The 11886-nt window shown below is 69.2% G+C and carries 10 protein-coding genes; 4 read left to right on the top strand and 6 right to left on the bottom strand.

Annotation, left to right across the window (positions count from 1 at the left end; genetic code table 11):
• Window positions 1–31: 31 nt before the first annotated feature.
• From QTI68_RS15190 to mfd, 4 genes are all read right to left on the bottom strand, one after another.
• Entirely contained in the window at window positions 32–1510 is a 1479-nt protein-coding gene (locus tag QTI68_RS15190; protein WP_286522395.1) for an alkaline phosphatase, read from the bottom strand.
• A gap of 120 nt (window positions 1511–1630) precedes the next feature.
• Window positions 1631–2872, bottom strand: coding sequence for a cystathionine gamma-synthase family protein (locus QTI68_RS15185; protein WP_286522394.1), 1242 nt, complete (start codon window positions 2870–2872; stop codon window positions 1631–1633).
• Window positions 2873–2877: 5 nt separating this feature from the next.
• Window positions 2878–3582 carry a phosphoserine phosphatase SerB gene (serB, locus tag QTI68_RS15180; RefSeq protein ID WP_286522392.1) on the bottom strand — a complete coding sequence of 235 codons (705 nt, stop codon included), beginning with the start codon at window positions 3580–3582 and terminating at the stop codon, window positions 2878–2880.
• Window positions 3579–7064 carry a transcription-repair coupling factor gene (gene mfd / locus QTI68_RS15175; protein WP_286522391.1) on the bottom strand — a complete coding sequence of 1162 codons (3486 nt, stop codon included), beginning with the start codon at window positions 7062–7064 and terminating at the stop codon, window positions 3579–3581. The genes serB and mfd overlap by 4 nt, the downstream gene beginning before the upstream one ends.
• Window positions 7065–7169: 105 nt before the next feature.
• Between mfd and ispD the strand changes: the two genes are divergently transcribed.
• The 3 genes from ispD to QTI68_RS15160 all read left to right on the top strand — a co-directional run bounded on the left by ispD (window position 7170) and on the right by QTI68_RS15160 (window position 9128).
• Window positions 7170–7880, top strand: a complete 711-nt coding sequence (gene ispD / locus QTI68_RS15170) for a 2-C-methyl-D-erythritol 4-phosphate cytidylyltransferase (RefSeq protein WP_286522390.1) — start codon at window positions 7170–7172, stop codon at window positions 7878–7880.
• Window positions 7877–8383, top strand: coding sequence for a 2-C-methyl-D-erythritol 2,4-cyclodiphosphate synthase (gene ispF, locus QTI68_RS15165; protein ID WP_286522389.1), 507 nt, complete (start codon window positions 7877–7879; stop codon window positions 8381–8383). The genes ispD and ispF overlap by 4 nt, the downstream gene beginning before the upstream one ends.
• A gap of 88 nt (window positions 8384–8471) precedes the next feature.
• The gene (locus QTI68_RS15160; protein ID WP_286522388.1) at window positions 8472–9128 is read left to right on the top strand and encodes a hemerythrin domain-containing protein; all 657 of its coding nucleotides are present in this window, start codon (window positions 8472–8474) and stop codon (window positions 9126–9128) included.
• Between the two features lie 30 nt (window positions 9129–9158).
• Here QTI68_RS15160 and QTI68_RS15155 read toward each other — a convergent pair whose 3' ends face one another.
• Entirely contained in the window at window positions 9159–10658 is a 1500-nt protein-coding gene (locus QTI68_RS15155; protein WP_436411608.1) for a sensor histidine kinase family protein, read from the bottom strand.
• Window positions 10659–10671: 13 nt separating this feature from the next.
• On the bottom strand, window positions 10672–11403 hold the full coding sequence (gene ompR / locus QTI68_RS15150; protein WP_028250078.1) for an osmolarity response regulator transcription factor OmpR: 732 nt from the start codon (window positions 11401–11403) through the stop codon (window positions 10672–10674).
• 172 nt (window positions 11404–11575) lie between these two features.
• On the opposite strand from ompR, the gene QTI68_RS15145 reads away from it, so the two are divergent.
• Window positions 11576–11872, top strand: a complete 297-nt coding sequence (locus QTI68_RS15145) for a hypothetical protein (protein ID WP_286522387.1) — start codon at window positions 11576–11578, stop codon at window positions 11870–11872.
• The last annotated feature ends 14 nt before the right edge of the window (window positions 11873–11886 follow it).

Genomic DNA, 11886 nt, shown 5'->3' with positions numbered 1-11886 from the left:
CGATGGATTCCTGATCTGGATGGGGGTGGGCTCAGAGACCGGTGGCGGTCTTGATGAGGCCGAACACGTCGTTGTTGGTGAGCGCGCCCTTGAAGGCGTCGGCGCCGACGCCCTTGGCGCCGAGGAAGACGTCGCCGCCGCCATGCGTCTCGCTGGCCAGCGGGACCACGGCTTCCTGCAGGTAGTCCGGGCTCTCGAGCGTGGCGTCGTCGATCGGCCCGCGGGTCGGCAGGCGGTTGGGACCGTTGCCGAAGCCTAGGATGGTGTAGGGGTTGCCATCGACGTCGGTGCTCGACGCGCCGTTGACGTAGCTCTTCACCAGGCCGAGCACCCCGGGCTTGCCGGGCTCGGTCTTGCCGGTGCGCTTGGCATAGCCGTTCATCTGCAGCGAATGGTCGTGGTCGGCCGTGACCACGATCAGCGTGTTCGCCAGGCCCGGGTCGAGCGCTTCCATCTTGTCGAGCGCGGCCTTGATCGCATCATCGAAAGCCACCGTGTCCTGCAGCGCCCGCCGCGCGTTGGTCGCGTGCAGGGCATGGTCGATGCGCCCGCCCTCGACCATCAGGAAGAAGCCCGATTTCTTGGTCGCCAGCGCGTCGATGGCCTTGCGGGTCATTTCCGACAGGCTCGGTTCCTTGGCCGGGTCGCGGTCGAGGTCGTAGCTCATGTGGCTCTTGGTGAACAGGCCGGCGATCCGCGTGCCGTCGACCGGCAGCTTGTCGAACTCGGCCTTGTTCGAGGCGAAGCTGTACTTCGCGGCCTGCAGTTCCTTCACCAGGTTGCGCTTGTCGTTGCGGGTGCCGCCGTCTTCCTTGGGCGTGAAGTAGCTGCTGCCGCCGCCGAGGATCACGTCGATGCCCTGGCCCAGCTTGGCGTTGTAGCCGGCGCCGCCGGGCACCAGCGCCGCGGCGATGGTGTTCTCGGCATCGCGGTGGCACACGTGCGAATAGGTGGTGGCCGGCGTGGCGTGCGTGATGCGGGCCGTGCTGACCACGCCCGTGCCGTAGCCCGCGGCGCCCATCTGCTCGAGCAGGGTCTCGACCGCGACGCCGTTGCCGGTGCCCGGACAGGTGCTGTCGAAGTTGAGGTGGTAGGCCTTGCCGGCGGCGTCGACGGCCCGGGTCTCGGGCGACATCGAGATGACCTCGTTGTTCATCTTCACGCCGGTCATGTAGGCGGCCATCGAGGGCGCGCTGTCGGTCACCTGGCCGTCGTTGGAATAGGTGTGGACGAAGGCCGTCTCGGGCAGCTTGTCCATGGTGAGCTCGCCGTCCTCGCCGACCTGGTAGATGCGCGCGGCGGTCATGGTCGTGATGCCCATGCCGTCGCCCAGGAAGAAGATCACGTTCTTGGCCCGCGGGGCGGGTGCCGGCGCGGCCGGCGCCGGGGTCGTCGTGCCGCCGCCAGCGACCGGCAGGCTGCCGCCGTTGCTGCTCCCGCCCCCGCATGCCGTCACCAGCAGGCTCAGGCCCAGGCCCAGCAGCGACGGATAGATCACCTTCTTCTTCATTGATGCTCCTCAGATTCGAAAGCACCGGACCCCATGTCCGGCGCCGTGAATGCAGGGGACTCTAGAAAAAGGATGTGACTCGGCCGTGAAACTGACCAATACCTGACCGGATCGAGGTGATCAGGCCAGCGCCTGCCCGAAATCTGCGATGAGTTCGTCGGCGGCTTCGAGCCCGACCGAGACCCGGACCAGCCCGTCGGCGATCCCCATCTCGGCGCGCACCACGGGGCCTGCTTCCCAGTAGATGGTCGGCGCCACCGGGATCACCAGCGTCCGGTTGTCGCCGAGGCCGGTGGCCTTGATGGCCAGCTGCAGGCGGTCGAGCGCGGCCGGCATGCGGCTGCTGTCGCGCAGTTCGAAAGCCAGCAGCCAGGAGCCGGCCTGGAAGTGCTTCGTCGCCAGCGCATGCTGCGGATGGCTTTCGAGCATCGGGTAGTGCACCCTGGCGACCGCCGCATGGGATTCGAGAAAGCGCGCCAGCGCCAGCGCGGTCGCGCTGGTCTGCGCCACCCGCAGCGCAAGCGTCTCGGCACCCAGGCTGATGCGGTGGGCCTGCTCGGGTGCCAGGGTGCCGCCCATGTCGCGCAGCCCCTTCTTGCGGATCTGCTGCAGTCCCCATTGCCGGGGGTCGAGCCCGCGGTAACTGGCGGCGATGTTGGGATAGGCCTGCCAGTCGAACTCGCCAGTGTCCGTGACCGCGCCGCCCAGCGCCGCCCCGTGGCCGGCGATGGTCTTGGTCAGCGAGTTCACGACCAGCCCGGCGCCGACGCTGCGCGGCCGGAACAGGGCAGGGGAGGTGATCGTGTTGTCCACCACGTAGAGCAGTCCGCGCTCGCGGCACAAGGCGCCGATCGCCTCGAGGTCGGGGACCTGGGTGCCGGGGTTGGCGATGGTCTCGACGAACACCATGCGCGTCTGCGGCCGCAGGGCGTCGCGCACCCGGTCGACCGAGCCCGCGTCGACCTTGTCGACCGCCACGCCCAGTCCGGCCAGCGTGCCGAACAGGCTGTTGGTATTGCCGAACACGAAATGGCTCGAGACGACGTGGTCGCCGGCGCGCAGCAAGGTGAGGAAGACCGCGCTCAGCGCCGCCATGCCGCTGGCGAAGCAGATGCTGCCGAGGCCTTGCTCGAGCTGCGTCAGCTTGGCTTCGAGCGCGGCGGTGGTCGGCGTGCCCTGGCGGGCATAGCTGAAGCTGTTCTTGAGCGTGCCCTGGAAGACGCCGATCAGGTCTTCGGTGCGCTCGTAGCCGTACTGCACCGAGGTGTGGATCGGCTTGTGGATCGCGCCGTGCTCGACGCCGCCGCGGCGATCGCCGTGCAGGGTCGCGGAGACGGGCGGCGGGCGCTTGTCGTCGGCCATGGGGCTCACCGCAGCACTTCGAGCAGGCGGTCGAGCCCGCCCTCGTTGATCGCCACCATCGCCTCCTCGCGCACCTTCGGCTTCGCGTGGAAGGCCACCGAGAGGCCGGCTTCGCCCATCATCGGCAGGTCGTTGGCGCCGTCGCCGACGGCGATCGTCTCGGCCGCCGAGATCCCCAGCAGCGAGGCCACCTCGAGCAGGGTGCGGCGCTTCTCGGCGCCATCGCAGATGTCGCCCCAGGACTGCTGCACGACCTCGCCCGTGAGCAGGCCGTCGGCTTCGTCCAGCAGGTTGGAGCGCGCGAAGTCGATGCCCAGCCGATCCTTCACGCGGTTGGCGAAGAAGGTGAAGCCGCCCGACACCAGCAGCACCTTGAGCCCCGCAGCCTTGCAGGCCAGAACGAGTTGCTCCGCGCCCGGATTGAGCTGCAGGCGCTGGTCGTAGACCTGCTGCAGGGCCGCCACCGGAACGCCCTTCAGCAGCGCCACGCGCCGCCGCAGGCTTTCCTTGAAGTCCTTGATCTCGCCGCGCATCGTGGCCTCGGTGATGGCCGCGACCTCGGCCTTCTTGCCGACCGCATCTGCGATCTCGTCGATGCATTCGATGTTGATCAGGGTCGAGTCCATGTCGAACGCGACCAGCTTGAAGTCGGCGAGCGCGAGCGGCGGCGTGAAGCGCTGCACGACCAGGCCGGGGGAGAGTTCTTTCATGCCGGTGTCGGCTCCTGTACTTTGGGTTGGCCCAGGCTGCGCAGCACATCGCGCACCATCTGCGCCCGCTCCTTGGGCTCCTTCAGCTCGCGCTCGATACGCAGCTTCTCGTTGCCCGCGAGTTTGATGTGCTTGTTCTTCTGGATCAGGTGGATGATGTTCATCGAGTCGATCGGCGGGTCTTTCTTGAAGGTGATGTGGATCACCCCCGGCGCCGCATCGACCTTGATCACGCCGTAGGGCCGCGCCAGCACCCGCAGCCGGTGCACGTCGATCAGCGTCTGCGCCTGTGGCGGCAGCTTGCCGAAGCGGTCGACGATTTCCTCGAGCAAGGTGTCGATCTGGTCCGGCGTCTTGGCGGTCGCCAGCTTCTTGTAGAAGGACAGCCGCAGGTGGACGTCGCCGCAATAGTCGTCGGGCAGCAGGGCCGGCGCATGCAGGTTGATCTCGGTCGTGACCGACAGCGGCGCCAGCAGGTCGGGCTCCTGCCCGGCCTTGAGCGAGCGCACCGCCTCGGCCAGCATCTCGTTGTAGAGCTGGAAGCCGATCTCCATCATGTTGCCGCTCTGGTTCTCGCCCAGCACCTCGCCGGCGCCGCGGATCTCCAGGTCGTGCATCGCGAGGTAGAAGCCCGAGCCCAGCTCTTCCATCTGCTGGATCGCGTCGAGCCGCTGCGCCGCCTGCTTGGTCAGGCCCTCGATGTCCGGCACCATCAGGTACGCATAGGCCTGGTGATGGCTGCGGCCGACCCGGCCGCGCAGCTGGTGCAGCTGCGCCAGGCCGAACTTGTCGGCGCGGCTCATCACGATCGTGTTGGCGGTCGGCACGTCGATGCCGGTCTCGATGATGGTCGAGCACAGGAGCAGGTTGTAGCGCTGGGCCACGAAGTCGCGCATCACGCGCTCGAGCTCGCGCTCGGGCATCTGGCCGTGGGCCACGGCGATGCGCGCCTCGGGCAGGATCTGCTCGAGCTTCTGGCGCCGGTTCTCGATCGTCTCGACCTCGTTGTGCAGGAAGTAGACCTGGCCGCCGCGCTTCAACTCGCGCAGCACCGCCTCGCGGATCACGCCGGTGCCCTCGTTGCGAACGAAGGTCTTGATCGCCAGCCGCCGCTGCGGCGCGGTGGCGATCACGCTCAGGTCGCGCAGGCCTTCGAGCGCCATGCCCAAGGTGCGCGGGATCGGCGTGGCGGTCAGGGTCAGCACGTCGACCTCGGCCCGCATCGCCTTCATCGCCTCCTTGTGGCGGACGCCGAAGCGGTGCTCCTCGTCGATGATCAACAACCCCAGGTTCTTGAACTTCACCGACTGCGACAGCAGCTTGTGCGTGCCCACCACGATGTCCACGCTGCCGTCGGCGAGTCCCTTCGCGGCCGCGGTGATCTCCTTGGCGGAGCGGAAGCGGCTCATCTCGGCGACCTTCACCGGCCATTTGGCGAAGCGGTCGACCAGCGTCTGGTAGTGCTGCTCGGCCAGGAGGGTGGTCGGCGCGAGAAAGGCCACCTGCTTGCCGCCGGTCACGGCCACGAAGGCGGCGCGCAGGGCGACTTCGGTCTTGCCGAAGCCGACGTCGCCGCAGACCAGCCGGTCCATCGGCTGCGGCGAGATCATGTCCTGGATCACGGCATGGATCGCGGCCTTCTGGTCGGCGGTCTCGTCGAAGCCGAAGTCGTTGGCGAAGACCTCGTAGTCGGCGGCCGAGAAGCGGAAGGCGTAGCCTTCGCGCGCGGCGCGCCGGGCATAGATGTTGAGCAGTTCGGCGGCCGAGTCGCGCACCTGCTCGGCGGCGCGGCGCTTGGCCTTCTCCCACTGGCCCGAGCCCAGCTTGTGCAGAGGCGCCTCGTCGGCGCTGACGCCGGTGTAGCGGCTCACCAGGTGCAGCTGCGACACCGGGACGTAGAGCGTGGCCTTGTCGGCGTACTCCAGGTGCAGCATCTCCTGCAGCAGCGGCTTGCCCTCGGCGTCCTTGCCCTGGCCCAGGTCCATGTTGACCAGCCCGCGGTAGCGGCCGATGCCGTGGGCCGAATGCACCACCGGGTCGCCGATCGCGAGCTCGCTCAAGTCCTTGATCAGCGCTTCGACGTCGCTGACCTGCTCCTGCTTCTTGTTGCGCCGGCGCGTGGCGGGAGCGGTCGCGAAGAGCTCGGTCTCGGTGACGAAATCGATGCCCTGTTCGCGCCACGCGAAGCCGGCCACCAGGGCCGCGGTCGCGATGCCGATCTTCTCGTCGGGCTGGGCCTCGAACTCGGCCAGCGAGTCGAAGGCCGGCGGCCCGACGCCGCTGGCACGCAGGAAATCGAGCAGGCTCTCGCGCCGGCCGTCGCTCTCGGCGATCACCAGCACGCGGTGCGGCGTGCTGCGGATGTGTTCCTTGAGCTTGACCAGCGGATCGTCCGCGCCGCGCACCACGGCGAAGGGCGGCAGGACGTCGAACTCGGCGTAGGGCGGTGCATCGGCGTCGGCTTCGCCGCGGATCGCCAGCTGCGGGTGCGGCTTGGCCCGCTGGTAGAACTGCTCGGCGTTCAGGAACAGCGCCTGGGGCGGCAGCGCAGGCCGTTCGGGATCGCCTTGCACCAGGCGGTAGCGCTCGCCCGTGTCCTGCCAGAAATGCTGGAAGGCCGGCTCCAGGTCGCCGTGCAGCACAACCGTCGCGTCGGGCCCCAGGTAGTCGAACACGGTCGCGGTCTCTTCGAAGAAGAGCGGCAGGTAGTACTCAATGCCCGCCGTGGCGACGCCGTTGCCCATGTCCTTGTAGATCCGGCTGCGGGTCGGATCGCCTTCGAGCAGCTCGCGCCAGCGGCTGCGAAAGCGCGCCCGGGCGTCGTCGTCCATCGGGAATTCGCGCCCGGGCAGCAGCCGCACTTCGGGCACCGGGTAGAGGCTTCGCTGGGTGTCGGGGTCGAAGGTGCGGATCGAGTCGATCTCGTCGTCGAACAGGTCGACCCGGAACGGCACCGGCGAGCCCATCGGGAACAAGTCGATCAGGCCGCCGCGCACCGCGTACTCGCCCGGGCTCACGACCTGCGTCACGTGGGTGTAGCCGGCCAGGGTGAGCTGGGCCTTGAGCTTCGAGTCCTGCAGCTTCTGCCCGCTCTTGAACTGGAAGGTATAGCCGGCGAGGAAGGCCGGCGGCGCCAGCCGGTAGAGCGCGGTGGTGGCGGGCACCAGCACGACATCGGCTTCTTTCTGGCTGATGCGCCAGAGCGTCGCGAGCCGTTCGCTGATCAGGTCCTGGTGCGGCGAGAAGCTGTCGTAGGGCAGGGTCTCCCAGTCGGGAAACAGGGCGCAGCGCAGTTCGGGCGCGAAGAAGGCGATCTCGTCGATCAGCCGCTGGGCGTCGTTGGCATCGGCGGTGAAGACGGCGGTGGCCCGGCCGGCCGCTTTTTCGCGCTCGGCCAGTTGCGCCAGCATCAGCGCATCGGCCGACAGCGGGGGGCGCGGCAGCGTGAAACGCTTGCCCGCGGTGAGGTGGGGTAGGTCCATGAAGTGCCCGGGAAATGCACAACACCCCGCGCCGGCCGGCGAGGGGTGTGCAGGGGGTCGATTCTAGAATGGCTGTCCTTTTGCCGCTGGCTGCCCTCGCTCTCCATGTCCGCCTCCCGCTTTTTCGTCCTGATCCCCTGCGCCGGTTCCGGCAGCCGTGCCGGCAGCGCCGGCCCCAAGCAATACCGGCGGATCGTCGGCCGGCCGATGGTCGAGCACACGCTGGAGGCGTTTCGCGCGCTGGCCGGGACATTCGCCGGCCTGGCGCTGGTGGTGGCGCCCGACGATGCCGATGTCGGCAGCGCGCTGCCGCGCTTCCCGGCCGCCGGCGAGCACCTGCTGCGGGTCGGCGGCGCCAGCCGCGCCGCCACCGTGCGCAACGGCCTGCGCGCGCTGCGGCAACTCGGTGCCGGCCCGCACGACTGGGCGCTGGTGCACGACGCCGCGCGCTGCCTGGTCACGCCCAGCCAGATCGAGGCCCTGATCGCGGCCTGCGAGCATGACGCGGTCGGCGGCCTGCTGGCCCATCGGCTGGCGGACACGCTCAAGGTCGCCACGCCCGAGGGCAGGGTCGCCAGCACGCCGACCCGGGCCGACAAGTGGCTGGCCCAGACGCCGCAGATGTTCCGCATCGGGATGCTGCTCGACGCGCTGGAGCGCAGCGGCGACGCCGTGACCGACGAGGCCAGCGCGATCGAGGGCGTGGGCCTGGCGCCGTTGCTGGTGCCGGGGAGCGCGCAGAACTTCAAGCTCACCTATGCCGAGGACTTCGCGCTGGCCGAGGCGATCCTGCAGAGCCGCAGGAGCCGCCCATGAGCGGGTGCGACATCCGGGTCGGCGAAGGCTGGGACGTGCACCAGCTGGTGGCCGGCCGCAAGCTGATCCTCGGCGGGGTCGAGGTGCCCCACGCCACGGGGCTGCTGGGTCACTCCGACGCCGACGTGCTGCTGCATGCGATCACCGATGCGCTGCTCGGCGCCGCCGGCCTCGGCGACATCGGACGCCATTTCCCGGACACCGATCCGCAGTTCCGGGGCGCCGACTCGTCGGTGCTGCTGGCCGAGGCGGCGCGCCGCGTCCGGGCCGCCGGCTGGGAGATCGGCAACGTCGACAGCACCGTGATCGCCCAGGCGCCGAAGCTGGCGCCGCACATCCCGGCGATGTGCCAGCGCATCGCGGCGACGCTCGGCCTGGCGGTCGAGCAGGTCAACGTCAAGGCCAAGACGGCCGAGAAGCTCGGTCCGGTGGGCGAGGGCAGGGCGATGGAAGCGCGCGCCGTGGCGCTGCTGCATCGAGGGGTCGGCAGCGCAGCGCCTTGATATGGCGCAAGGCAGGCGACGGGTTTTGCAGCGAACATTCCGTTGCGGCCGAGGTCCTGCCGCGATGCAGCGTGTGGAGGGTCCCCTCATGACGCATGTCACCGTCGACATCATCCGGCGTGAACACCGAGCGCTCTCGGCGATGCTGCGGGCGATTCTCCTGCTGCTCGGGGAGCATCGGCGCCGCAGCACGGTGCCCGACCTCGCCGCCTTGCAGGCCATGATCTTCTACATCGGCGAGTTCCCGGAGAAGCTGCACCACCCCAAGGAAAGCCGGCTGTTGTTCCCCAGGCTGCGCGGGCGCGACGACAAGCTGGACGCCGTCCTCGATCGCCTTGATCGGGACCATGCGAGTGGCGGACATGCGTTGCGCGAGCTCGAGCACGCGCTGCTCGGCATCCAGGCCCTGGGCGATCCCACGGGGCGCAACGCCGGCTGGGAGGCGTTCGAAGCTGCCATGCGCCAGTACGCACTCGCCTACCTGGAGCACATGCATGTCGAGGAGACGGAGGTCCTGCCGCTGGCGGAGGCCGTACTCGGCGCGGCAGACTGGGCCGAACTCGACGCGGCGTTCGGCGCGAACCGCGACCCGATGACCGGCTACGAGGCCGACGAGGCCTACCGGCCGCTCTTCAGGAGGATCGTCGGCGCGCTGGAGAAGTCGGGCGGCATCGGTTCGGCGCTCGAAGCCTTCGCCGGCACCGCGCAGCCGAAGTTCACCGACCCTCGCCCACACGGGGGCTGAGCCAGTCAGGCGCCGGCGCTTCGCCCCACGCTAGGCCTTGTTCGACGGTCCCGCCGCGGGCGCCGGCTTGTCCTTGGCTGCCAGGGGATCGATCTTGATCGATGCCGCGCGCGGCATCCGGATGTGGGCCGCCAGCCCGCGCCCCGGCGTGCTGGTCAGTGCGAAGGTACCGCCCATGCGCTCGATGTTCTTGGTCACGATCGACAGCCCCAGCCCGGCCCCGGCCGCCGAGGTGCGGGCCACGTCGCCGCGGAAGAAGGGCTTGCTGAGCTGCGACAGCATCGAGGCCGCGACCCCGGCCCCGTGGTCGCGCACCTTGATCAGGACCGCGTCGTTGTGGGCCTGGGCCTGGATCGTGATGTCGGCCACGCCGGTGGAGGGCGTCTTGCCATAGCGGCGCGCGTTCTCGACCAGGTTGGAGATCACCCGCTGCAGTTCGACCTCGTCGGCCATCACCCGCAGGTCGGCCGGCACGTCGACCGTGATCTTGATGTCCTCGTGGTCCTGGACCGCGTAGGTGCAGGCGTCGATCACGTCGCGCAGCAGCACCGGGCGGAAGTCGACGTGGTCGGGCCGGGCGTAGTCGAGGAACTTGTCGATGATGGCGTCCAGCTGGGCGATGTCCGCCGCCATGTGGTCGCGCGCATCCTCGTCGGCCACGCTCATCTCGGTTTCGAGGCGCAGCCGCGCCAGCGGCGTGCGCAGGTCGTGCGAGATGCCGGCCAGCATCACGGCGCGGTCCTGCTCGATCTTGGCCAGCTGGTCGGCCATCCGGTTGAAGCCCACGTTGACCGCCCGGATCTCGTTGGTGCGGGCCCGCTCGTCCAGCCGGTGGGCCTCGTACTCGCCTTCGCGCACCTGCAGCGTCGCCTGCGACAGCTGCTTCAAGGGCCGGTTGATCAGTCGCGTGATCAGCGCCGCGCCGGCCAGCGACAGCGCCATCGTGGTGGCCAGCCAGATCATCCAGGTGCGCCGGTCGAGGCGGCTGAAGCGGGTCGGGTCGACCAGCAGCCAGTAGGTGTCGCTCTCGATCGTGAAGCCGACCCAGAGGCCCGGCTCGTCGTTGACCCGGCTCGCGACCGTGGTGCCCTCGCCCAGCCGCGCGATCAGTTCTTCGGTCACGCGCTGGTCGAGCGCGCCGCTGGTGTAGGGCAGGAAGCGGTCGCCCGGCTCGCGCGGGAGGATGCGCACGCCCTCCTGGTCGGCCAGCGTCTTGATCAGCGAGACCCGGGTGATGGCATCGGAATAGACCAGCGCCGCCCGCGTCAGATTGACAAGGGAAGCGATCTGGTGCGCCGTCTGGATCGCGCGCGGCTCGTATTCGAGCGCTCGGAAAGTCTGCAGCCAGGCCACCGTGCAGCCGACCAGCAGCAGCACCAGCAGGAAGAAGGTGCGCCAGAAGAGGCTGAGGCCCAGGTGCAGCCGTTTCCGGCGGCGGCGCGAGCCGATGCTTCCCAGCGGGCTCGGCAGCGTGCCCTGGGTGCTGTCCTCGAGCGGGCTGGGCTGGGTGGTCTGGGGCCCGATGGCCACGTCCGTCAGCGCTTCAGGTCGTGCCGTCCGGCACGAACACGTAGCCGACGCCCCAGACGGTCTGGATGTAGCGCGGCGCCGCGGCGTCGGATTCGACCAGCTTGCGCAGGCGCGAGATCTGCACGTCCAGGCTGCGGTCGAAGGGTTCGAACTCGCGGCCACGCGCCAGCTGGGCCAGCTTTTCGCGCGACAGCGGCTGCCGCGGATGACGCACCAGCGCCTTCAGCATCGCGAACTCGCCGGTGGTCAGCGACAGCTCCTCGCCGTCCTTCTTGAGCGTGCGCGAGCCGAGGTCGAAGCTGAAAGGCCCGAAGTTGACGGTCTCGTTGTCGGTCGACGGCGCGCCGGGCGCCTCCAGCGGCGGCCGCCGGCGCAGCACCGCGTGGACCCGGGCCAGCAGTTCGCGCGGGTTGAAGGGCTTGCCGAGGTAATCGTCGGCGCCGACCTCGAGGCCGACGATGCGGTCGACGTCCTCGCCCTTGGCCGTCAGCATGATGATCGGCGTGCGGTCGTTGGCCGCGCGCAGGCGGCGGCACACCGAGAGGCCGTCTTCACCCGGCATCATGAGGTCGAGCACGATCAGGTCGACCGTGTCGCGCAGCAGGATGCGGTTGAGCGCCTTGCCGTCCTCGGCAACGATGACCTCGAATCCTTCCTGGGTCAGGTAGCGGCGGAGCAGGTCGCGGATGCGTGCGTCGTCGTCGACGATCACGATCTTGTCTGTGCGGGCGGGAGCTTGATTCATTTTCACAACGCCGAATTTGTAACAACGCCAATTCTGAAGCCGTTGCGGGCTCATTGGCCCGCTTTGGGGTAGGTGTTGACACTAAGTTACAAAACTTGCGGCCGCTAGCGCGTGGGACGTCTGCGCCTTGCAAGGCGATGGCACAGTGACCTTGTCGTCACAATTTGCCGCCATGAAATCCAAGCTTGTCATGTTGTCGTTGTTGGTTGCCACGTCGGGCTTGCCGGCTTGGGCCGGGCCGCCGGGTTTGCTGGCGGTGGGCGGTGCGACCGGCGGGGAAGGGCGCGGCGGCGGCGCTGGCCGACGCCTGACGCCCGCCGAGCTCGCCCAGTTGAGGCAGCAGGTGCGCCAGCAATGGACGCCGTCCCAGAATCTCGCGCAGTCGGCCGGATCGCCTTCGGGCGGGCGCATGATGCCGGACGCGCCGACCCCCGGGGCGTTGACCGCTCCGCGCAGCCAGCGGCCCTGAGCCGCGGCCCGCGC

This window comes from Variovorax sp. J31P207 (assembly GCF_030316965.1).
Taxonomy (GTDB): domain Bacteria; phylum Pseudomonadota; class Gammaproteobacteria; order Burkholderiales; family Burkholderiaceae_C; genus Variovorax; species Variovorax ginsengisoli_B.
The sequence above is the reverse complement of the archived record's forward strand: the minus strand, read 5'-3'. Positions and strand labels throughout refer to the sequence as shown.